We start from the raw sequence: 20931 nt of genomic DNA on the forward strand, positions 1-20931 counted from the left end.
CGGCACCGCGGGAAGGCGATCAGCAGTCCCGCAGCTCCTCGGACTGGTTGAGCAGCTGCTCCCGGACCGAGGTGAAGCGGTCGTACCGCGCCGCGTTGGCCTCCGACGGCAGGAACACCGCGACCCGGTGACAGTTCTGGAACGCCAGCCGGACCCCGAAGTGGCGCTGCAGGGCGCCCCGGATGGCGTCGCTGGCGAGGGCGCGCAGCAGCTGGCCACGGGCCTGCTCGCTGGGCGGTGGCACCTGGTTGTCGGCGAAGTCGGTGCCGTCGACCTTCGCCTGGGCGACCAGCGAGCTGATCAGGTCCCAGGCGTACGGCAGCGAGACGCGGACGCAGTCGACGAATTCCCGCTCGTCGACCTCGCCCCGCTCGGCCTTCTCCAGCAGGGCCGGTGAGACGTCGAGCGACATGGATTCTCCTCTCGCGGTCCACCCGCGCGGCGCCCGGGTGGTCGTGCGTAGGTCAAGCTCACAGTGAGGGTGGTGGTTTCGCATGGGGCGTCCGGAACACCGAGGGACAGGGGTTTCCGGCGCCTTCGCGACGGCGGCGGCGCCACGGGACGTGACGTCCCGGACACCGAACGCGCTCACAACAGCGTGGCAGTCAACGGAGCGGCGGGCCCGTCATTCCTGTGGATTGCTTCGGAAACACAGTGCGGTGCACCAGATTGGCCGGATCCCGTCGGATCGTTCATCTGAAGTCTCCATCCCCGTTGACAGCGATCCCGCGAGCGTGTCGTCACACACCGTAGCGACCCGAGGGTGGGGGCGCCAGGCCTCGACGGGCGGTAGCCGGACCGCAGGACCTCAATGTTGGCCGGGTTCGCGCTTTCTTCACCCAGCCGTCGCGGAATCGCATCAACTGGCCCCGGTGGGCTAGCGTGGTCGACCGTGCGTCTCGTAATTGCCCGCTGCTCAGTCGACTATGCCGGTCGGCTCTCCGCCCATCTGCCCTCCGCCACCAGGCTGATCCTGGTCAAGGCCGACGGCAGCGTCAGCATCCACGCCGACGACCGCGCCTACAAGCCGCTCAACTGGATGTCCCCGCCGTGCGTCCTCAAGGAGGCCGACGGGGTCTGGACGGTGGAGAACAAGGCCGGCGAGAAGCTCATCATCACGCTGGAGGAGGTGCTGCACGACTCGTCCCACGAGCTCGGGGTCGACCCGGGCCTGATCAAGGACGGCGTGGAGGCACACCTCCAGGAGCTGCTCGCGGACCGGATGGAGGTGCTCGGTGCCGGCTGGTCGCTGATCCGCCGCGAGTACCCCACGGCGATCGGCCCGGTCGACATCCTCTGCCGCGACGCCGACGGCTCCACGGTGGCCGTCGAGATCAAGCGCCGCGGCGAGATCGACGGCGTCGAACAGCTCACCCGCTACCTCGAACTCCTCAACCGGGACCCGCTGCTGGCCCCGGTCAAGGGCGTCTTCGCCGCGCAGGAGATCAAGCCGCAGGCCCGCGTGCTGGCCACCGACCGCGGCATCGGCTGCGTGGTGCTGGACTACGACGAGCTGCGCGGCATCGACGACGACAAGCTCAAGCTGTTCTGACCGTTCAGGACGGGCTCGCGCTCGCCGTCCCGCTCGGGGCCGTCGGCGACCCTGACGTGGGCGGCGGCGAGCTCGCGGTGGACGCCGGGGCCGACGAGCTGTGGCCCGTCGTCGGCGGCTGCGAGGGCTGCCCCGTCTGCTGGGGCGGCGGCGACTGACCCGGCGGCTGGACCGGCGGCTGCGACTGGCCCGGTGCGGGCGGCTGCGACTGCTGCGGGGCCTGCGACTCGCCCGCCCCCGGCGAGGAGCTCGGCCGCCTGGTCGGCGAGGCGCTCGACGCGTGCGAGGCACTGCCGCTCGTGGACGGCTGCGGGCCGCTCCCCTGCCCCGCCGGGCTGCCCGGCCCGGCACCGGCCGTCCCCGCCCCGGTGCTGCCGGAGGGCTGCGGGAACGGCGCCTCCTGGGTGTCGCCGCCGCCGTCCATCCGGCCGCTGTACGGGTCCTTCCCCTTGACCTCGTCCGGCCCGCTGAAGCTCATCGCCACCGCCGTGCCGAGCACCCCCAGGGTCAGCACCGCTGTGGAGACCACGGCCGCCCGCCGCCGCCGGCTGGACTTCAGGCGGGCCGGCACCCGGGCCGCGATCTTGCGGATCACCGGGGCCCGGCCGGGCCCCGCCACGGCGGGCGCGGCGGCCGGCAGCTGCCGGCCCTCGGCGCGCAGCAGGTCGAGCATCCGGCCGACGGCGGCCACCCCGCGCTGGTCGCCCGCGGCGGCCCGCAGGGTGAGCGCGGTCTCCAGTTCGGCGATGGCCCGGGAGGGCTGCTGGAGGCAGATCGCGTGCACGCCCGCCTCGTGGTGGAACCAGGCCTGGTCGACCGCCGAACCGGTCTGGCGGGCCGCCTCCAGGCCGAGCTGGAGCACCCGCTCCCAGGCGCCCCAGCGCAGCGACAGCGCCAGCGCGGGCGCCGCCGCACGGGCGAGCCGGACCACCGCGTCGTGCCGCCCGGCGGTGCGGTCGGCGAGCAGCACCCCGATCATCACCTCGGCCTCGGCGGCGATCTGCTCCAGCGTCACCGAGCTGTGCCCGACCCACCAGGCGAAGTGCTGGGCGGCGCCGTCGACGCAGCCGCGGGCCGGCCAGTGCGGGGCGAGCAGGTCCTGCGCGCCGGCGGTCAGCCGGTGGTGCCCGCCGATGGACACCGCCAGTCCGGCGTCGGCGAGTTCGGCGAGCGCGGCCTCGCCCTGCCCGACGTCGATCAGCGCCGGCAGGTGCGGCGCGGTGGGGCACTCGCCGCCGAGCGCGACGGCGAGCCGCAGCACGGCCTGCGCGGGCTCGCTCAGCCCCTCGGCGAGCCGGACCGCGGGCGAGGCGGTCTCCGCCACCGAGGGCAGCGGGACGGTGCGGCGCAGCGCGTCCTCCCGGATCGCCGGGTCCGGGTCGTGGACGGGCCCCTCGACGGCCCCGAAGACGTCCATCCGGTCGTCCTCGGCGGCGACCAGCGCGTCCACCGCGACGTCCCGCTGGCGCAGCAGGGCGGCGGCCTGGACGAAGCGCAGCGGCAGGCCCTCGGACTCGAACCAGAGGTCCACCGCCCAGGCCTTCTCGTCGACGTCCAGCGGCCGCCCGGCCAGCCGGGCGGTGAGGGCGAGGCAGGCGGAGCGGGAGAGCCCGGCCACCAGGTGGTCCTGGAGCCGGGAGCCGGCCGGCAGCGGCGGGCCGTCCGGGGCGGCGGAGATCAGGAAGGCGCAGCCGGGGGCGGCGGCGAGCAGCTGCTCCAGCTCGGCGCCCGCGGGCTCGGCGGAGTCGATCACCACGATCGCGCCGACCTCGGCGAGGTGGGCGGCCAGCTGCCCGGGGTCGGGGCGGTAGCCGGGGGCGTGGTGGGTGGCCGCGAAGAGGTCCTGGAGCAGGTCGGGAAGGGTCCGGCGGTGGCCGCAGAGCTGCACCACTCCACCGGGGGCGAGGTCGGCGGCGGCCTCGGCGACGGCCGACAGCAGCGCGCTGCGGCCCGAGCCGGCCTGGCCGACCAGGCGTATCGAGCGGCCCTCGGAGAGCAGGCCGAGCAGTTCGACGACGTCGACCTCGCGGTCCAGCATCGGCAGGTCGGCGGGCCCGGCGCCGAGCGCGAGCGGGCCGACCGCGCGGCCGACGCCGCCGACCGGACCGCGGGCGGGCTCGCTGCGTCCGGTCCGGCGCGGACGCGGACGCCACTCCTCGGGACAGGTCCTGGCCTCGGAGCCGTCCGGTGCGCCGACGCCCACCAGCAGGCCGCCGGAGACCAGTTCACCGCCACGGGTGCGGACGGCCTCCTGCCGGAACTCACCGGATGGCTGTGACACGTTCTGCTCCGCATCGTGCTCGGCCGTCGGCGCCCCGCGCCGCCCGGCTGACGTCCCGCTCGCGGCCGCGGCCGGGCTGGAGGCAGCCCCGGCGGCCGTCTTCTGACGGGCAGACTCTTGCACATCCGGCCCCGACCGTGCAGAGCGGTCCGTGGCTGACGACCGGTCGGCGGCGCTGACCAGGGACGTTGCGCGGGCGGGGTCGGACGTACGCGGGCGTGCGGTCCGGCGCGCGGAGCAACCGTGTCTAGAGCGCGACCCCGTGCGCCTCGGCGACGCCCGCGGCGCCGTCGACGGCCAGGATGCGGTGCAGCTTGGTGGCCACCAGCAGCCGCTGGAGCTGGGCCGGGACGGAGCGCAGCACCAGGCGGCGGCCGATCCGGCCGGCCCGCCGGTGGGTGCCCATGATCACGCCGAGTCCGGTGGCGTCCCAGAACTCCAGCCGGGCGAGGTCGAGCACGAGGTCGCCGAGGCCGCCGTCCACGGCCTGGTGCAACCGGACCCGCGCGTCGGCGGCGGTGCGCACGTCGAGGCGGCCTTCGATGGCCAGCGCCGTGTGGTCGCCGGTGATGCGCATGCTCTCCTCCTTCGCCTGGACGGCCTGGTGCGGGGCGGGTCCGCCCCGGCCGTGCCGGGTACGGGAGCGGGGGGTTCGTCCGGGCGGGCCGCAGCCCCTCACCCGGCCCCGGGCGGAATGCCGGGTTCCCTCATCTGACGGTGAACCGGCTCCGCAGGTTGCTGGTTCCGGCCAGATCTGAAGCAACTTCACCCGTCCGAGGGAATATACGCAGGTCGGCCCCACACCTACGCTCGATTACCGCCCAAATCACCCGTCTGCGGCACGCTGCGTGAGGAAACTCACCCGGCCCGGCGGAGCGGGCCGTACGATGCTCCGATCGCACGGCCCGCCGGTCGTTCAGCCCCGCCGGCTCACTTGCCCTCGTACGGGTAGAAACCGCGGCCGCTCTTGCGTCCCAGGTCACCGGCGGTGACCATGCGGGCCATGATCTCCGGCGCGGCGAACTTCTCGTCCTGGGTCTCGTCGTAGATGTTGCGGGCGGCGTGCAGCAGGATGTCCACGCCGGTCAGGTCGGCGGTCTGGAGCGGGCCCATCGCGTGGCCGAAACCGAGCCGGCAGGCGGTGTCGATGTCCTCGGCGGTGGCCACGCCCGACTCGTACAGGCTGGCGGCCTCGACGACCAGCGCGGTGATCAGGCGGGTGGTCACGAAGCCGGCCACGTCGCGGTTGACCACCACGACCTCCTTGCCGACGCCCTCGGCGTAGGCGCGGGCGGTGGCCAGCGTCTCGTCGCTGGTCTTGTAGCCGCGGACCAGCTCGACCAGCTTCATCATCGGGACCGGCGAGAAGAAGTGGACGCCGACGACCGACTCCGGGCGCTCCGTGGCGGCGGCGATCCGGGTGATCGGGATGGCGGAGGTGTTGGAGGCCAGCACGGCGCCGTCCTTGGCGAGCTTGTCGAGCTCGCGGAAGACGCCCTCCTTGACCTCCAGCTTCTCGAACACGGCCTCGACCACGATGTCGGCCTCGGCGACGGCGCCCAGGTCGGTGGTGGTGGTGATCCGGCCCAGCGCGGCCTCGGCGTCCTCGGCGCTCAGCCTGCCCTTGGCGACGAACTTCCCGTACGAGGCGCGGATGCCCGCCAGGCCCCTCTGGAGCGCCTCCTCGGTGACGTCCCGCAGCACCACCGGGTGGCCGGCCTGCGCGGACACCTGGGCGATGCCGGCGCCCATCAGGCCGGCACCGATCACGGCGATCTGCTTGCTGGACGCATTGCTCATGGCTGGGTCTCCCGATGCCGTCGCCGCCCTGCGGGCGGGCCCTGAAGGCGGCTCAGGACAGGGGTCACCCGCCGTAGGAGCCGCATCGCTCTGGCCGGACTCTAATGCCCAAATCCCCCGTGCAATAGCAATCGGGAGTGTGATCTGCAACCGACCTGGTCGGTCGCCCAAGAAGGCGACCGGAGGGCGACAAGAGGGTGATCAGATGGTCAGCCCGAGGTCCTGGGCCAGGATCGCCGCCTGCACCCGGCTGCGCAGCCGCAGCTTCGCCAGGATGCGGCTGACGTGCGTCTTGGTGGTCGCCTCCGCCATCTCCAGCCGGGCCGCGATCTCCCCGTTGGACATCCCGGAGCCGATGCAGGCCAGCACCTCCCGCTCGCGGCCGGTCAGCGCCCCCACCGCCGCCCGGGCCTCCGGTCCGACCGTCCGCTCGGGGCGGGCGAAGGCCCCGATCAGACGCTTGGTCACCGAGGGCGCCAGCATGCCGTCCCCGCGCGCCACCGTACGGATGCCCTCGACCAGGGTGTCCGCCTCCAGGTCCTTGAGCAGGAAGCCGGACGCGCCGGCCCGCAGCGCGCCGTAGACGTACTCGTCCAGGTCGAAGGTGGTCAGCACGAGCACCTGCCCGGCCCCGGCGGCGACCACCTCGCGGGTCGCCGAGACGCCGTCCAGCCGGGGCATCTGCACGTCCATCAGCACCACGTCCGGCCGCAGCTCCAGCGCCAGCCGGACGGCCTCCTCGCCGTCGGCGGCCTGCCCGACCACCTCGAACCCCGGCTCGGCGCGCAGGATCATCACCAGCGCCGCCCGCACCGCCGCCTGGTCCTCGGCCACCAGTACCCGGATCGTCATGCCCGCCCCTCGTTCCCCTGGGCGCGCGGCAGCACCGCGCGCACCCTCCAGTACCCGTCCCGCGGCCCGGCCTCGAAGCTGCCGCCGAGCAGCCCGGCCCGTTCCGCCATGCCCACCAGCCCCGCCCGGGCGCCGGGCAGCCCGCGGCCCGGCCCGCCCCGGTACGGGCTGTCGACGGCGATCCGCAGCTCCTCCGGCGCGAACTCCAGCCGCAGGCTGACCAGTCCGGGCCCGGCGTGCTTGAGCGCGTTGGTCAGCGACTCCTGGACGATCCGGTACGCGGCCAGCCCGACCGGCACCGGCAGGTCACCGCGCTCACCGGACTCGGACAGCTCGAAGTCCAGCCCGACGTCCTGGCCGGCCGCCCGGGCCTTGGCCAGCAGGGCGTCCACCGCGGCCAGGTCGGGCGCCGCGTAGGACTCGTCCACCTCTCCCCCGCCGCTGTCCCGGAGCAGCCCGATCATGCGTCGCATTTCGGCCAATCCCTGGACGCTGTTCTCCCGGATCACCGCCAGCACCTCCACCAGCGGATCGTCCTCGGGCAGGCTCCGGCGCCGGGCCACCGACTGGGCGCCGGTGGCGTGGATCGCGATCGCCGACAGGTGGTTGGCCACCACGTCGTGCAACTCCCGTGCCATCCGGGCCCGTTCGGCGCCGATCGCCTCGCGCCGGTCCATCTCCGAGAGCAGCGCGGTCTGTTCCGCCCGCAGCCGCTCGGCCTCCGCCTCCTCCCGGTGCTTGCGCACCACGTCCCCGGTCCACACCGGGGCCAGGAAGACCAGCGAACTGACCACCACCACCAGCAGCGCCCCGGACGTCCCGCCGTAGATCGCCGCGAGGGTGGAGAGCGCCAGCACGGTGGCCCCGCCGCTCAGGTGCAGCACCCGGGACATCCGCGGGGTGCCGTAGATCACCGCCGCGTACAGCAGGTCGGTGTACATGATCAGCGTCGCCAGCAGGCTGCCGGCGAACAGGCTGCCCGCGAAGGCCAGCCCGCCCAGCGACACCGCGAGCACCGGCCTGGTCCGGCGCACCAGCTCCAGCCCCGCCAGCACCACCAGCGGCAGCACCACCGCCCACAGCGGCACCCGGTCGGCCCGGTCGTACACCTTGAAGACGATCAGCACCGTACCGCCGAGCAGCCCGCAGAGGGCGATCAGCTGGTCCTGCCGGCGCGGGGAGAGGGCGGGGAACGGGAGGGGCACGTTCCCATCTCACCATCCCCGGCGGCCGGCCCGGCTCCGGTCCACGGAGGAGCCCGCTACATCGAAAGGTGCAGGCCGCTACGGCACCGCGCGACGACGACAGCGGCGCGCCCGCGCACCAGGCTGGAAGCACCGCCGAAACACCCGGGAGCAGAACGTGATCGTCACCCTCATCGTCGCGGCCGAGATCTCCTTCTGGATCCTGCTCGGCCTCGGCCTCGCCACCCGCTACCTGCTCCGGTGGCGCCGCACCAGCACCGCGCTGCTGGTCGGTCTGCCACTGGTCGACCTCACCCTCTACGCCCTCACCGTCCTCGACCTGCGCGGCGGCTCCACCGCGAGCTGGACGCACGCCCTCGCCGCGAGCTACGCGGGCTTCTCGATCGGCTACGGCCCCTCGCTGGTCCGCTGGGCCGACCGGCACTTCCTGCACCGCTTCGCCGGCGGCCCCAAGCCGCTGCCCTCGCCCAAGTACGGGCCCGAGCGGACCAGGTACGAGTGGCAGATCGCCGGCCGGACCGTCGTGTCCGCCGCCGTCACGCTGAGCCTGATCACCCTGCTCGTCCCGCTCTCCGCGGGCTCCGCCCACTTCGGCACCTTCCTCCAGTGGTACCTCAAGCTGGGCATCGCCGCCGTGGTCAACGTGATCGTGGCCGGCTGCTACTCGCTCTGGCCCAAGCAGCCGCCGGCCGGCGTGCTGGTCGAGGACGGCCGGGTGGTCACCGGGAAGACCCTCGCCGGGACCACCCCCGGCGGCACGCCCGCCGACCGGCCCTGAACCGTCGAGGGCCCGTCCCCGGACCCCCACGGGGGAGGAGTCCGGGGACGGGCCCTCGTCGCGTTCTAGCGGTTCTCGCCCGGGACCCAGAGCACGTCGCCGCGCTCCTTGTTGGCCACCCGGGCCAGGATGAACAGCAGGTCGGACAGCCGGTTGAGGTACTTCGCGGTCAGCGGGTTGACGCTGTCGCCGTGCTCCGCGATCGCCGACCAGGTGGAGCGCTCGGCCCGCCGGACCACCGTGCAGGCCAGGTGCAGGTGGGCCGCCCCGGCCGTGCCGCCGGGCAGGATGAAGCTGCGCAGCTTCTCCACCCGCGCCAGGTAGTCGTCGCAGTCCGCCTCCAGCCGGTCGATGTAGGACTGCAGCACCCGCAGCGGCGGGTACTTCGGGTCCTCCACCACCGGGGTGGACAGGTCGGCGCCGACGTCGAACAGGTCGTTCTGGACCCGGACGAGCACCGCCGTCATGTCCTCCGGCAGCTCCCCCACGGCGAGGGCCACCCCGATCGCCGCGTTCGCCTCGTTGGCGTCCGCGTACGCGATCAGTCTCGGATCGGTCTTGCTGGTCCGGCTCATGTCGCCGAGCGCGGTGGTGCCGTCATCGCCGGTACGGGTGTAGATGCGCGTCAGATTGACCATGCGGCCAGCGTAGCCGCCGGGTTAGGCGGCGTTAACCCCGCCTGGAGAGGCCGCTACGCGACATTCACCCTCTGCCCGGGCGGGGCCGCCTCCAGCCAGGCCAGGAAGCCGGTCAGCGCGTCCTCGCTCATCGCCAGTTCCAGCGGCGCGCCGTTGTGCAGGCAGCGCAGCACCACCGAGCCGGACAGCAGCGCCAGTTCCTCCTGGCCCTCCGGGTAGCGCCGGCCGAGCACCTCGATCTCCCGGCGCGGAAGCATCTTGCGCGGGCGCGGGGCGTACGAGAAGACCCGGAACCACTCGATCGAGTCACCGCTGTAGCGGCCGATACCAAAAACCCACCCCTTGCCGTCGGTCGGGGGGACCGGGGCTGAGGTGGGTTTGCCGTTCTCGTCGAGGTCGGGCTGCGTCGAGGCGTCGGCGGGCATTTTGAGCCGGTAACTGCAGTCGAAGGTGCCGCCGACCCGCTGGATCAGGCGGCGTCGGACGGCGAAGGCCATCAGCCCGATCACTCCCAGGGCCACGACCGCCGCACACACCACAAGCGCGAGGACCATGCTCACCTACCTCCTCGCTACCCGCGTTCCCCGTAACGGTCGTATCAAGCGACCGCGCTGACCTACCAACTACGACGACAGTCCCGGGGTCACGCTCGCGCGTCCCCGGGACCGTCGGTCGACCCCGCTAAACCGGGGTCCGGCGCACTCAGGCGTGGGCCTTGAGGCCGCGCGCCGCGAACAGACGGACCTCGGCGCGCCGCTCGGCGTGCTCGTCCAGGCCCGACTTGGCCTTCTCCAGTGCGCGCTCGGCACGCGCGACGTCGATCTCGTCCGCCAGCTCGGCGATCTCCGCGAGCAGAGACAGCTTGTTGTCGGCGAAGGAGATGAAGCCGCCGTGCACCGCGGCGATCACGGTGCCGCCGTCCACCGTGCGGATGGTGACGGGACCGGTCTCCAGCACGCTCAGCACCGGGGTGTGGCCCGGCATGATGCCGGTGTCACCGGAGGCCGTACGGGCGACGACGATGGTGGCCGCACCGGACCACACCTTGCGGTCGGCTGCGACCAGCTCGACGTGCAGCTCAGCCAACGTGGGCTCCTAGGCTCATGCAACGCCCGATTACTCGGGAGTTTCGGTAAGAATAACGGCCCCGCGCCTCCGGCATGAAACCGGCGGCACGGATTTGACCGGAATCACAGCCGATGCGACGCGAGGGGTGGGTCCCAGGGCTGGGGCCCACCCCTCACGGTCACGCTCAGCTGCTACCGGCCGCGATTACTTCTTCGCCAGCTCGGCGGCGTTCTTCTCGAGGTCCTCGATGCCACCGCACATGAAGAAGGCCTGCTCCGGGACGGAGTCGTACTTGCCGTCCGCGATCGCGTTGAAGGCCTCGATGGTCTCCGACAGCGGCACGGTCGAACCCTCGACACCGGTGAACTGCTTCGCCACGTAGGTGTTCTGCGAGAGGAAGCGCTCGATGCGACGGGCGCGGTGCACCGTGATCTTGTCCTCTTCGGACAGCTCGTCGATACCGAGGATCGCGATGATGTCCTGGAGGTCCTTGTACTTCTGCAGGATCCCCTTGATACGGATGGCCGTGTCGTAGTGGGTCTGCGCGATGTACCGCGGGTCGAGGATGCGGGACGTGGAGTCCAGCGGGTCGACGGCCGGGTAGATACCCTTCTCCGAGATCGGGCGCGACAGAACGGTCGTCGCGTCCAGGTGGGCGAAGGTGGTGGCCGGCGCCGGGTCGGTCAGGTCGTCCGCGGGGACGTAGATCGCCTGCATCGAGGTGATCGAGTGACCGCGGGTCGAGGTGATGCGCTCCTGGAGGAGGCCCATCTCGTCGGCCAGGTTCGGCTGGTAGCCCACCGCGGAGGGCATGCGGCCGAGCAGGGTCGACACCTCGGAACCGGCCTGGGTGAACCGGAAGATGTTGTCGATGAAGAGGAGCACGTCCTGCTTCTCGACGTCACGGAAGTACTCCGCCATGGTCAGCGCGGACAGCGCGACCCGCAGACGGGTGCCCGGCGGCTCGTCCATCTGGCCGAAGACCAGCGCGGTCTTGTCCAGAACGCCCGAGTCGACCATCTCGTCGATGAGGTCGTTGCCCTCACGGGTGCGCTCGCCGACACCGGCGAACACCGACACACCACCGAAGTTCTCGGCGACGCGGTAGATCATCTCCTGGATCAGAACGGTCTTGCCGACACCGGCACCACCGAACAGACCGATCTTGCCACCCGTGACGTACGGGGTGAGCAGGTCGATGACCTTGATACCGGTCTCGAACATCTCGGTCTTGGACTCGAGGTCCTTGAACTCGGGAGCCTTGCGGTGGATCGGCCAGCGGACCTCGACCTGCTTGTCGAACTCCGCCTTGTCGACGTTCAGCACGTCACCGAGGGCGTTGAACACCTTGCCCTTGGTGATCTGGCCGACCGGGACGGAGATCGCCGCACCGGTGTCGGAGACCTGCGAACCGCGGACCAGGCCGTCGGTCGGCTGCATCGAGATGCCGCGGACCATGCCGTCGCCGAGGTGCTGGGCGACCTCGAGGGTCAGGATCTTCTTGCCCGTGCCGTCGGGGTTGTCCACCTCGACGTGCAGGGCGTTGTACATGTCCGGAATCGCGTCGACGGGGAACTCCACGTCGACGACCGGGCCGATGACCCGCGCGACGCGGCCCGTCGCCGTGGTCGGCTCAACAGTGGTGGTCATACTCATTCGCTCCCGCGGCTAGCGTCGGCGAGGGCGTTGGCGCCGCCGACGATCTCGCTGATTTCCTGGGTGATCTCGGCCTGACGGGCCGAGTTGGCAAGCCGCGTGAGCGACTTGATGAGCTCGCCGGCGTTGTCCGTCGCGCTCTTCATCGCGCGGCGGCGGGCGGCGTGCTCGGAAGCGGCCGACTGCAGCAGCGCGTTGTAGATCCGGCTCTCGACGTACCGCGGCAGGAGCGCGTCCAGGACGCCCTCCGCCGACGGCTCGAAGTCGTACAGCGGGAAGATCTCCGACTTGGCCGGCGACTGGTCGCTGAGCTGGACCTCGTCCAGCTTCAGCGGCAGCAGCCGCGCCTCGACCGCGTTCTGCGTCAGCATCGACACGAACTCGGTGGAGACCAGGTGCAGCTCGTCCACGCCGCCGGTCTCGGCCGTGAAGGCCTCGATCAGGTCGGCCGCCACGGTCTTCGCGTCACCGTAGGTCGGCTTGTCCGAGAACCCCGTCCACGAGTCCGCCACCGTCAGGCCGCGGAACGTGTAGTACGAGACGCCCTTGCGGCCGATGATGTACGTCACCACGTCCTTGCCCTCGGACCGCAGGCGCTCGCTGAGCACCTGGGCGGCCTTGATGGCGTTGGTCGAGTAGCCGCCCGCCAGGCCGCGGTCCGCCGTGATCAGCAGGACCGCGGCGCGCTTGGCGGCCGGGTTCTCGGTGGTGAGCGGGTGCTTGGCGTTGGACCGGGTGGCCACCGCCGTCACCGCCCGGGTGAGCTCATCGGCGTACGGAGTGGAGGCGGCCACCGCGCGCTGCGCCTTGACGATGCGCGACGCGGAGATCATCTCCATCGCCTTGGTGATCTTCTTCGTCGCGGTGACAGAGCGGATCCGGCGCTTGTAGACCCGAAGCTGTGCTCCCATGGGTCGTTACGTCCTTTCCCTCGCTACCGGACTCAGGCCTGCTCGGAGAGCAGCTTGCCGTCAGCGGTCTGGTACCCCTGCTTGAAGGCCTCGACGGCGCTGGTCAGCGCGTCGACGGTGCCGTCGGCCAGCAGGCCGGTCTCCACGATGCCGGCCAGCAGGTCCTTGTGCTGGAGGCGGACGTGGTCCAGGAACTCGCGCTCGAAGCGGCGGATCTCGGCGACCGGGACGTCGTCCAGCTTGCCGGTGGTGCCGGCCCAGATGGAGACGACCTGCTCCTCGACCGGGAACGGCTGGTACTGGCCCTGCTTCAGCAGCTCGACCATGCGCGCACCGCGCTCCAGCTGGGCCTTGGAGGCCGCGTCCAGGTCGGAACCGAAGGCGGCGAAGGCCTCCAGCTCACGGTACTGGGCGAGGTCCAGACGCAGGCGGCCGGCGACCGAGCGCATGGCCTTGATCTGGGCGGAGCCACCGACGCGGGAGACCGAGATACCGACGTTCACGGCCGGGCGGATGCCGGCGTTGAACAGGTCGGACTCCAGGAAGCACTGGCCGTCGGTGATGGAGATGACGTTGGTCGGGATGTACGCCGAGACGTCGTTGGCCTTGGTCTCGATGATCGGCAGACCGGTCATCGAGCCGCCGCCCAGGGCGTCGTTCAGCTTCGCGCAGCGCTCCAGCAGGCGGGAGTGCAGGTAGAAGACGTCACCCGGGTAGGCCTCGCGGCCCGGCGGGCGGCGCAGCAGCAGGGAGACGGAACGGTAGGCCTCGGCCTGCTTCGACAGGTCGTCGAAGATGATCAGGACGTGCTTGCCGTCGTACATCCACTCCTGGCCGATGGCCGAACCGGTGTACGGGGCGAGGTACTTGAAGCCGGCCGGGTCGGAGGCGGGAGCGGCCACGATGGTGGTGTACTCCAGCGCGCCGGCCTCCTCCAGGGCGCCGCGGACGGACGCGATGGTGGAGCCCTTCTGGCCCACGGCGACGTAGATGCAGCGGACCTGCTTCTCCGGGTCGCCCGAGCGCCAGTTGTCACGCTGGTTGATGATCGTGTCGACGGCCACCGCGGTCTTGCCGGTCTGGCGGTCGCCGATGATCAGCTGGCGCTGGCCGCGGCCGATCGGGGTCATCGCGTCGATGGCCTTGATACCGGTCTGCAGCGGCTGCTTGACCGACTTGCGGGCCATGACGCCGGGGGCCTGCAGCTCCAGGGCACGGCGACCGGTGGCGGCGATGTCGCCCAGGCCGTCGATCGGGTTGCCCAGCGGGTCCACGACGCGGCCGAGGTAGCCGTCGCCGACCGGAACCGAGAGGACCTCGCCGGTGCGGCGCACGGTCTGGCCCTCTTCGATGCCGCCGAACTCACCGAGGACGACGACACCGATCTCGCGGGTGTCGAGGTTCAGCGCGAGGCCGAGCGTGCCGTCCTCGAACTTCAGCAGCTCGTTCGCCATGACCGAGGGCAGGCCCTCGACATGCGCGATGCCGTCCGCCGCGTCAGTGACCTTGCCGACCTCTTCCACAGAAGCGGCGTCCGGCTGGTACGACTGGACAAAGTCGGCCAGCGCGTCCCGGATCTCCTCCGGACGGATCGTAAGCTCCGCCATCAGGCTTCCCTGCTCTCCTAGTTTGCGATCCTCGGCCCGCCATTGAGGGCCGCAAGTATTCGACTCTCGGCCGGGTCTTCCGAACCGGCCGTACGATGTGCCGGCTCCTTGGGGAGCCGGTTTCCCGACCGAGGGTCGGATGTGCTGCTTGGGTGCTCAGCCTTCGAGCGACTGGCGAGCGCCCTCGAGGCGGCTCGACACGGTGCCGTTGATGATCTCGTCGCCGATCTGCACCCGGACGCCGCCGACGACCTCGGGGTCGACGTCGATGTTCAGGTGGACCTGGCGGCCGTACATCCGGGCCAGAGCACCGGACAGGCGCTCCTTCTGGGTGTCCGACAGCGGCACCGCGGTGGTGACCAGGGCCACCACGCGGCCGCGGCGCGCGGCGGCGAGCTTCGAGTAGGACTCCAGGCCCTGCTCCAGGCTACGGCCACGCGGCACGTTGACGAGGGCGGTGACCAGCCGGACGGTACCGGCGTTGGCGCGGCCGCCGAGCAGCTTGCCGATCAGCCCGGCCTTCGCGACGGCACCGGCCTTCGGCTCGGTCAGCGCGGCGCGCAGCTCGTGCGAGCCGCTCACCACCCGGCCGAAGCGGAAGAGCTCGTCCTCGACGTCGTCCAGGGCGCCGGCCTTGTCCGCGGCGATGATCTCCGCGTAGGCGGCGAGCTCCTCGGTCGCGTCCACCAGGTCGCGCGAGCCCGACCAGCGGGAGCGGACCAGGCCGGAGACCAGGTCGACGGCCTCGCCGGAGACCTGGCCGGTCAGCAGCGAGGTGACCAGCTGGGCCTTGTCCTGGCCCGACCGCGAGGGGTCGGTCAGGACGCGGCGCAGCGACACCTCGCGGTCCAGCACGGCCGTGACGGCGGTGAGCTCCTCGGCGAGCTTGGCCGCGTCCACCGAGGTGGAGTCGGTCAGGCTCTCCAGGTTCTGCCGGCCGGCGACGAGGGCCTCACGGCTGGCGCCGATCACTTGGCCGCACCCTGAGCAACGGCGGCCTTGGCCTCCAGCTCGTCCAGGAAGCGGTCGATGACGCCGCTCTGCCGGGTGTGGTCCTCGAGGGACTCACCCACGATGCGGGACGCCAGCTGGGTGGCCAGCGAGCCCACGTCCTGACGCAGGGCGGCAGTGGCCTGCTTCTTGTCCGCCTCGATCTGGGCGTGACCGGCGGCGACGATGGCCTCGCGCTGGCGCTGGCCCTCCTCGCGCATCTCGGCGAGCTGGGCGGCACCCTGCTCGCGAGCCTGCTCGACGATGCGGGCAGCCTCGTGGCGCGCCTCGGCGAGCTCGGCGCGGTACTGCTCAAGCAGGGCCTGGGCCTCCACCTGGGCGGCCTCGGCGCGCTCCATCCCGCCCTCGATCGCGTCCCGGCGCTCCGACAGCACCTTCTCGATGCTGGGGAGGAGCTTCTTGCCGAGCAGACCGAAGACGATGAAGAAGCAGAGCAGGCCGATGATGATCTCGGGCCACGCGGGGAGGAGAGGGTTCATCTTCTCCTCGGCCGCGAGCTGGACGATCGCCATGCTCATATCTGGACCTTCCTCAGAAAGGGTCTACGGCGGGATTACTTGTTGCCGAAGACGAACGGCATGACGATGCCGATGAGGGCGAGCGCCTCGGTCAGCGCGAAGCCGATGAACATGTTGGAACGGATGAGACCGGCAGCCTCGGGCTGGCGGGCCATGGCCTGGACACCGTTACCGAAGATCAGACCGACGCCGATGCCGGGGCCGATGGCGGCGAGGCCGTAGCCCAGGGAGGCGACGGAACCGTAGACAGTGCCCTCAGCGAGGATGCTCATTGACGTTGTCCTTTGCAGGGTGGTGAACCGGTGGTGATTGGCCACCGGGCGATCCGGGACGGGAAGTGGTTCTCGGCGGGGCCGGGGCCCCGGGGCTCAGTGCGCCTCTTCCAGGGCACCGGCGATGTAGCTGCTGGCCAGCATCACGAAGATGTAGGCCTGCAGGAACTGGACCAGCAGCTCGAAGGCGGTCAGGCCGACGGCCACGATGAACGAGGCCGAGCCGTACAGCGCGCCCAGGGACGGGCTGAGCAGGTACCAGGAGGCGATGGAGAACATCACGATCAGCAGGTGGCCGGCGAACATGTTCGCGAAGGCTCGGACCGCGAGCGTGAAGGGGCGCACGAAGATGTTCGAGAAGAACTCGATCGGCACCAGGATGAACATGACCCAGCCGGGGATGCCCGACGGCCAGCAGAGGTTCTTGAGACCGCCGACGAAGCCGTGCTTCTTGAAGGTCAGCGTCATGTAGGTGATCCACACGACCGCAGCGAGGCCGGCCGGGAACGCGATCGCCGCCGACACCGGGAACTGTGCGAACGGGATGATCGACATGATGTTCATCAACCAGATGAAGAAGAACATCGAGACCAGCATCGGGACGTACTTCTCGCCCTTCTTGCCGATCGTCTCCAGGACGATGGAGCGCTTGACGAAGTCGTAGCCGATCTCACCGACCAGCTGCAGCTTGCCGGGGACGAGGCGCGGCTTGGCGAAGGCGGCCCAGAAGAACACGACGACCAGGAGCGCGACGATGATCGACAGCAGCATCGGCTTGTTGAACTCGATGCTGCCGATCGAGAAGATCGGCTTGAACTGGAACTCGTTCAGACCCGGGGCCGGGAAGCCACAGCCAGCGTCCCCGAAGTGGCAACTGCCTGAGGCGAGGGACGTGAGTTCAGCACTCACCGCGGACTCCTTCGTCGTGACGCATGGTTACGGCAACCTCGGTGTGTCGGCGTGGCCTGCGACCACGGAGCGGCACTGGAACTTGATGGGTTTCTCGCCGACCCCGCGCGCCGGTGCACGGCACCACAGCGGGATCATCGAAGACTGCGCGGATCAGGGGGGCGATCCGTCCGCTCTCCGGACAGACCAGGCCTCTTCCCGTACTCCGTTGTTGCGACGGACGATAGCAGCCCGTCAGTGCGGCATAAACACCGCCCCCCTCGTTGGGGGGACAGTTGGGCCTCGTCACTGTTGACGCCCCTTGTCGGAGGGCTTGTCGCCCTTCTTTTCGGAGGCGTCGGGGTCGACGTAGAAGGTTTTGGCCTTGAGCGCACCGCGCACCTGGAAGCCCGTCCAGATCAGGGCGCAGCCGAGCAGGGTGAACGCGAAGGCCTGCCGGTTGAACAGCTCGGTGTCCTTGAAGACCGCGAGCACGATGCCGACCAGCAGGATCTGCGTGGTGTACACCAGCAGCGCCGCGGCCATCATGATCTGCGGGTTCGACCTGGTCAGCCGGTCGAGCGCGACCTGGCCGAAGCTGAAGAAGGCCATCACGAGGAGCGCGCCGAAGAGGGCGCCGAGCAGCCCCTTCCCACCGGCAACGGCAAAGGAGATCACCATGGCGATGATTCCGGCGACCGCAGTGGGAATCGCGGCGCCTCGGAGGATCCGGGCGTCGGTGGACGGCATGTCGGCAGCTCCGGCGGCATGTCGATGTGGCGGGGGACGGGCACTGCGGTGGCGGGTGACACCGGACCGAGGCATCGCCGCGGGCCGCCATGTGAGCGACGGGCCCGGTGAGGGAGACCGACAGGGACGGAAGTCATCCACCTGTCAGGTCTTTCGGCGTGTTCTCGATACTCGTGAACGGTATCACAAACTATTTGATGAGAGCTTTACCATGAATGTGTGGCACCTGTCACACCAACGGCGCAACGATTCCGCCGTTCGGGTGACGGCCACCTGTCGTGGCATCAACTCCCTTGTCAGTGGCGGCCGGTGGCCTTGGGGTGGGAGCCGACCGCGGTGGAGCCCACGCCGGACTCCCGCCCGGCTTCACCCAGGAGTTCCTTGTCCTTGGCCGACAGTTCAGCCATCGGACCGCTCTGCTGCCGGCGGTAGCGCGGGGGGACGAAGGACTGCACCGCCCGCGGGGCGCGCGGCCGGAACCGCGGGGTGAGCAGCACCACCAGGCCGACCAGGCAGAGCCCGGCGAGCGTCAGGACGACGGTGCGGCCGGTGTTGGTCACCGAGAAGGCGACCGAGCCGAAGGCGATCAGCGCGGCCCAGAAGTACATGATCATCACGGCGCGGCTGTGCGAGTGCCCCACCTGGAGCAGCCGGTGGTGCAGGTGGCGCTTGTCCGCGGCGAACGGGGACTGGCCCGCCCAGGTGCGGCGCACCACCGCGAGCAGCAGGTCGGCCAGCGGCAGCGCGATGACCGTCAGCGGCAGCAGCAGCGGGATGTAGATCGGCACCAGGGCGTGCACGGCGGCGGTCTGCGAGCCGGCCTCGTTGCTGATCAGGTCCGGGTCGACCCGGCCGGTGATGGAGATCGCGGCGACGGCCAGCATCAGGCCCAGCATCATCGAGCCGGAGTCGCCCATGAAGATCCGCGCGGGGTGCATGTTGTGCGCCAGGAAGCCCAGGCACATGCCGATCAGCAGCACGCTGAACAGCACGGCGGGGGCCGCGTCGGAGATCGTGTAGCCGTACCAGAGCCGGTAGCTGTACAGGAAGAAGGCCATCGCGGCGATGCACACCATGCCGCCGGCCAGGCCGTCCAGGCCGTCGATGAAGTTCACCGCGTTGACCATGACGACGACCAGGGTGACCGAGATGACCATGCCCTGGGTCGGGCTCACCGCGACCGGGCCGACACCGGGCACCGGGAGGGTGATCACCGTGACGCCCTGCCAGACCATCACGCCGGCGGCGATCATCTGGCCGCCGAGCTTCACCAGCGCGTCCACGCCCCACTTGTCGTCGAGCACCCCGAGCAGGAACATGATCCCGGCCCCGGACAGCAGCGCGCGGATGTCGGTGCCCTGGGAGAACACCTTGCTCAGGTTGTCCAGCTGCGAGGCGACCAGGATGCCCGCGCACAGTCCGCCGAACATCGCGATGCCGCCGAGCCGCGGCGTGGGTTCGCGGTGCACGTCGCGGGCGCGCACCGGCGGCATGGCGCCGGCCGCGATGGCGAACTTCCGGACCGGGCCCGTCAGCAGGTAGGTGACGGCGGCGGTGCAGAACAGCACCAGCAGATACTCACGCACCACTGGCCTCCTGCATCACTGTCGAACGGGGAAGTACCGAAGGTACTCCCCTGCCTTCCCGGGGTTCGAGGTGCGTCGCCACGGCACACACCTTATTGAGTCGGACGCCCGGACCGTGCATCGCGGTTCGCCCTCCCGGGTAGGAGATCCGGATACCCGCGGAAGGCCGCCGTCAGGCCCGGTCGGCGAAGGCCGCCGCCAGCTCCCGGACCCGCGCCGCGGCCGGGACGACCGCGTCCCCGGCGAGCACCCGCGCGATCAGCCCGGCGATCTCCGCCAGCTCCGGCTCCCCCATCCCCTGGCTGGTGACCGTGCCCGTGCCCAGCCGGATGCCGGAGGTCTCGGCGGCCGGCGCCGGGTCGTACGGCAGCGCGCACTTGCCGAGCAGCAGCCCGGCCGCCGCGCAGCGCCGCTCGGCCTCCGCGCCGGTCACGCCGAGCGGGCTCACGTCGGCGGTCACCAGGTGGGTGTCGGTACCGCCCGTCAGGGGGCGCATTCCGGCCTCTGCGAGCCCCGCGGCGAGCGCCCGCGCCCCGGACACCGTCCGCTCCGCGTACGCCCGGTACGCGGGCTTCGAGGCCTCCGCGAGGGCCACCGCCTTGCCGGCCACCTCGTTCATCGCCGCGCCGCCCTGGCTGAACGGGAACACCGCCCGGTCGATCCGCTCGGCCAGCTCCGCGGTGCACAGCAGCAGCCCGCCGCGCGGGCCGCGCAGCAGCTTGTGGGTGGCCGCCACCGTGACGTCCGCGTACGGCACCGGGGAGGGCGCCACCCCGGCCGCGATCAGCCCGGTGGTCTGCGCGGCGGAGGCGATCAGGTAGGCGTCCACCTCGTCGGCGATCTCGCGGAACGCCGCCCAGTCCGGGTGCCGGGGGTGCGAGATCGAACCCGCCACGATGGCCTTGGGGCGGTGCTGCCGGGCCAGGTCGCGGACCTGGTCGAGGTCGATCAGCCCGTCGGACTCGCGCACGCCGTAGCCGGTGAAGTCGAACCAGCGCCCGGAGAAGTTGGCGCGCGAGCCGCAGCTGAGGTGGCCGCCGTGCTCCAGCGACATCGCCAGCACCCCGTCGCCGGGCCGCAGCAGCGCCGCGTACGCCGCCAGCATCGCCGAAGTCGCCGACCGCGGCTGGACGTTGGCGTGCGGGGCGGCGAACAGCTCGCGGGCCCGGTCGATCGCCAGCAGCTCGGCGGCGTCCGCCAGCGCGCAGCCGGTGTGGTGCCGTCGGCCCGGGTAGCCCTCGGCGTACTTGTCGATCAGCGGGCCGGTGAGCGCCGCCAGGACGGCGGGGGTGGTCAGGTTCTCCCCCGCCAGCAGCTGGATCGTCTCGGCGCGCCGCTCGGCCTCCGCGGCCAGCAGGTCGGCCAGCTGCGGATCGGCCCGGTGCAGCGCCTCGGACGCCCAGGGGCGCCCGGTCGTGGCGGTCGGGCCGGACGCGGCATCGGTGACGGTCATGGCGGGGCTCCCGGGCGCTGCGGGGACTGTGTCACCCAGCGTAGGACCGCTCCCGCCACCCGGCCCGCCGGGCCGCGGCCGAACGGCCCCGTGCGGCGCCCTGCC

The 20931-nt window shown here is 71.3% G+C and carries 21 protein-coding genes; 2 read left to right on the forward strand and 19 right to left on the reverse strand.

The features are described 5' to 3' along the window. Positions 1 to 19: 19 nt before the first annotated feature. Entirely contained in the window at positions 20 to 412 is a 393-nt protein-coding gene (locus tag ACFRQN_RS16120) for an SCO5389 family protein (protein WP_030282024.1), read from the reverse strand. 480 nt (positions 413 to 892) lie between these two features. Between ACFRQN_RS16120 and nucS the strand changes: the two genes are divergently transcribed. Further along, positions 893 to 1552 carry an endonuclease NucS gene (nucS, locus tag ACFRQN_RS16125; RefSeq protein ID WP_049655746.1) on the forward strand — a complete coding sequence of 220 codons (660 nt, stop codon included), beginning with the start codon at positions 893 to 895 and terminating at the stop codon, positions 1550 to 1552. 4 nt (positions 1553 to 1556) lie between these two features. On the opposite strand, the gene ACFRQN_RS16130 is transcribed toward nucS, so the two are convergent. The 5 genes from ACFRQN_RS16130 to ACFRQN_RS16150 form a co-directional block, all read right to left on the reverse strand. After that, positions 1557 to 3833 carry an ATP-binding protein gene (locus tag ACFRQN_RS16130; RefSeq protein ID WP_380740932.1) on the reverse strand — a complete coding sequence of 759 codons (2277 nt, stop codon included), beginning with the start codon at positions 3831 to 3833 and terminating at the stop codon, positions 1557 to 1559. Between the two features lie 247 nt (positions 3834 to 4080). Continuing rightward, the gene (locus ACFRQN_RS16135; RefSeq protein WP_049651796.1) at positions 4081 to 4410 is read right to left on the reverse strand and encodes an STAS domain-containing protein; all 330 of its coding nucleotides are present in this window, start codon (positions 4408 to 4410) and stop codon (positions 4081 to 4083) included. Positions 4411 to 4763: 353 nt separating this feature from the next. Next, a complete protein-coding gene (locus ACFRQN_RS16140) occupies positions 4764 to 5633 on the reverse strand; it encodes a 3-hydroxyacyl-CoA dehydrogenase family protein (RefSeq protein WP_049651797.1) in 870 nt (289 codons plus the stop codon). 201 nt (positions 5634 to 5834) lie between these two features. Further along, positions 5835 to 6485 (reverse strand): response regulator transcription factor, encoded by a 651-nt coding sequence (locus ACFRQN_RS16145; protein ID WP_074001453.1) that lies wholly within the window; start codon positions 6483 to 6485, stop codon positions 5835 to 5837. Then, the gene (locus tag ACFRQN_RS16150; RefSeq protein ID WP_380740933.1) at positions 6482 to 7690 is read right to left on the reverse strand and encodes a sensor histidine kinase; all 1209 of its coding nucleotides are present in this window, start codon (positions 7688 to 7690) and stop codon (positions 6482 to 6484) included. Before ACFRQN_RS16150 ends, ACFRQN_RS16145 begins: the two co-directional genes overlap by 4 nt. Before the next feature lie 157 nt (positions 7691 to 7847). On the opposite strand from ACFRQN_RS16150, the gene ACFRQN_RS16155 reads away from it, so the two are divergent. Beyond that, positions 7848 to 8468, forward strand: coding sequence for a hypothetical protein (locus ACFRQN_RS16155; RefSeq protein WP_063780161.1), 621 nt, complete (start codon positions 7848 to 7850; stop codon positions 8466 to 8468). Between the two features lie 65 nt (positions 8469 to 8533). On the opposite strand, the gene ACFRQN_RS16160 is transcribed toward ACFRQN_RS16155, so the two are convergent. The 13 genes from ACFRQN_RS16160 to glyA form a co-directional block, all read right to left on the reverse strand. Beyond that, positions 8534 to 9106: a cob(I)yrinic acid a,c-diamide adenosyltransferase gene (locus ACFRQN_RS16160; protein WP_049651800.1), complete on the reverse strand. Its 573-nt coding sequence runs from the start codon at positions 9104 to 9106 to the stop codon at positions 8534 to 8536. A 53-nt stretch (positions 9107 to 9159) separates the two neighbouring features. Next, the gene (locus ACFRQN_RS16165) at positions 9160 to 9660 is read right to left on the reverse strand and encodes a DUF2550 domain-containing protein (protein ID WP_049651801.1); all 501 of its coding nucleotides are present in this window, start codon (positions 9658 to 9660) and stop codon (positions 9160 to 9162) included. 148 nt (positions 9661 to 9808) lie between these two features. Further along, positions 9809 to 10192 (reverse strand): F0F1 ATP synthase subunit epsilon, encoded by a 384-nt coding sequence (locus ACFRQN_RS16170; protein ID WP_030235805.1) that lies wholly within the window; start codon positions 10190 to 10192, stop codon positions 9809 to 9811. A 186-nt stretch (positions 10193 to 10378) separates the two neighbouring features. Then, a complete protein-coding gene (gene atpD / locus ACFRQN_RS16175; protein WP_049651802.1) occupies positions 10379 to 11824 on the reverse strand; it encodes a F0F1 ATP synthase subunit beta in 1446 nt (481 codons plus the stop codon). Positions 11825 to 11826: 2 nt separating this feature from the next. Then, positions 11827 to 12741: a F0F1 ATP synthase subunit gamma gene (locus ACFRQN_RS16180; RefSeq protein WP_049651803.1), complete on the reverse strand. Its 915-nt coding sequence runs from the start codon at positions 12739 to 12741 to the stop codon at positions 11827 to 11829. Between the two features lie 32 nt (positions 12742 to 12773). Then, positions 12774 to 14348, reverse strand: coding sequence for a F0F1 ATP synthase subunit alpha (gene atpA / locus ACFRQN_RS16185; protein WP_049651804.1), 1575 nt, complete (start codon positions 14346 to 14348; stop codon positions 12774 to 12776). Between the two features lie 156 nt (positions 14349 to 14504). After that, a complete protein-coding gene (locus tag ACFRQN_RS16190; RefSeq protein WP_049651805.1) occupies positions 14505 to 15320 on the reverse strand; it encodes a F0F1 ATP synthase subunit delta in 816 nt (271 codons plus the stop codon). Then, positions 15317 to 15877 carry a F0F1 ATP synthase subunit B gene (locus ACFRQN_RS16195; protein ID WP_107086439.1) on the reverse strand — a complete coding sequence of 187 codons (561 nt, stop codon included), beginning with the start codon at positions 15875 to 15877 and terminating at the stop codon, positions 15317 to 15319. Before ACFRQN_RS16195 ends, ACFRQN_RS16190 begins: the two co-directional genes overlap by 4 nt. 35 nt (positions 15878 to 15912) lie before the next feature. Next, positions 15913 to 16149: an ATP synthase F0 subunit C gene (gene atpE, locus ACFRQN_RS16200; protein WP_031074289.1), complete on the reverse strand. Its 237-nt coding sequence runs from the start codon at positions 16147 to 16149 to the stop codon at positions 15913 to 15915. A 96-nt stretch (positions 16150 to 16245) separates the two neighbouring features. Next, positions 16246 to 17058 (reverse strand): F0F1 ATP synthase subunit A, encoded by an 813-nt coding sequence (atpB, locus tag ACFRQN_RS16205; RefSeq protein WP_049651806.1) that lies wholly within the window; start codon positions 17056 to 17058, stop codon positions 16246 to 16248. A 285-nt stretch (positions 17059 to 17343) separates the two neighbouring features. Then, complete coding sequence (locus ACFRQN_RS16210) at positions 17344 to 17787, reverse strand: hypothetical protein (protein ID WP_049651807.1); 444 nt, start codon at positions 17785 to 17787, stop codon at positions 17344 to 17346. 296 nt (positions 17788 to 18083) lie between these two features. After that, positions 18084 to 19373 (reverse strand): MraY family glycosyltransferase, encoded by a 1290-nt coding sequence (locus ACFRQN_RS16215; RefSeq protein ID WP_049651812.1) that lies wholly within the window; start codon positions 19371 to 19373, stop codon positions 18084 to 18086. Positions 19374 to 19545: 172 nt separating this feature from the next. Further along, the gene (gene glyA, locus ACFRQN_RS16220) at positions 19546 to 20826 is read right to left on the reverse strand and encodes a serine hydroxymethyltransferase (protein WP_049651808.1); all 1281 of its coding nucleotides are present in this window, start codon (positions 20824 to 20826) and stop codon (positions 19546 to 19548) included. Positions 20827 to 20931: the final 105 nt, after the last annotated feature.

This window comes from Kitasatospora sp. NPDC056800 (genome assembly GCF_042789775.1).
In the GTDB taxonomy this organism is placed as follows: domain Bacteria; phylum Actinomycetota; class Actinomycetes; order Streptomycetales; family Streptomycetaceae; genus Kitasatospora.

What these genes read in the sequence shown, in the direction of transcription:
- ACFRQN_RS16120 (WP_030282024.1), bottom strand. Translation starts at nt 412, where the DNA reads ATGTCGCTCGACGTCTCACCGGCCCTGCTGGAGAAGGCCGAGCGGGGC.
- ACFRQN_RS16135 (WP_049651796.1), bottom strand. Translation starts at nt 4,410, where the DNA reads ATGCGCATCACCGGCGACCACACGGCGCTGGCCATCGAAGGCCGCCTC.
- ACFRQN_RS16140 (WP_049651797.1), bottom strand. Translation starts at nt 5,633, where the DNA reads ATGAGCAATGCGTCCAGCAAGCAGATCGCCGTGATCGGTGCCGGCCTG.
- ACFRQN_RS16145 (WP_074001453.1), bottom strand. Translation starts at nt 6,485, where the DNA reads ATGACGATCCGGGTACTGGTGGCCGAGGACCAGGCGGCGGTGCGGGCG.
- ACFRQN_RS16160 (WP_049651800.1), bottom strand. Translation starts at nt 9,106, where the DNA reads ATGGTCAATCTGACGCGCATCTACACCCGTACCGGCGATGACGGCACC.
- ACFRQN_RS16165 (WP_049651801.1), bottom strand. Translation starts at nt 9,660, where the DNA reads ATGGTCCTCGCGCTTGTGGTGTGTGCGGCGGTCGTGGCCCTGGGAGTG.
- atpD (WP_049651802.1), bottom strand. Translation starts at nt 11,824, where the DNA reads ATGACCACCACTGTTGAGCCGACCACGGCGACGGGCCGCGTCGCGCGG.
- ACFRQN_RS16180 (WP_049651803.1), bottom strand. Translation starts at nt 12,741, where the DNA reads ATGGGAGCACAGCTTCGGGTCTACAAGCGCCGGATCCGCTCTGTCACC.
- atpA (WP_049651804.1), bottom strand. Translation starts at nt 14,348, where the DNA reads ATGGCGGAGCTTACGATCCGTCCGGAGGAGATCCGGGACGCGCTGGCC.
- ACFRQN_RS16195 (WP_107086439.1), bottom strand. Translation starts at nt 15,877, where the DNA reads ATGAGCATGGCGATCGTCCAGCTCGCGGCCGAGGAGAAGATGAACCCT.
- atpE (WP_031074289.1), bottom strand. Translation starts at nt 16,149, where the DNA reads ATGAGCATCCTCGCTGAGGGCACTGTCTACGGTTCCGTCGCCTCCCTG.
- ACFRQN_RS16210 (WP_049651807.1), bottom strand. Translation starts at nt 17,787, where the DNA reads ATGCCGTCCACCGACGCCCGGATCCTCCGAGGCGCCGCGATTCCCACT.
- glyA (WP_049651808.1), bottom strand. Translation starts at nt 20,826, where the DNA reads ATGACCGTCACCGATGCCGCGTCCGGCCCGACCGCCACGACCGGGCGC.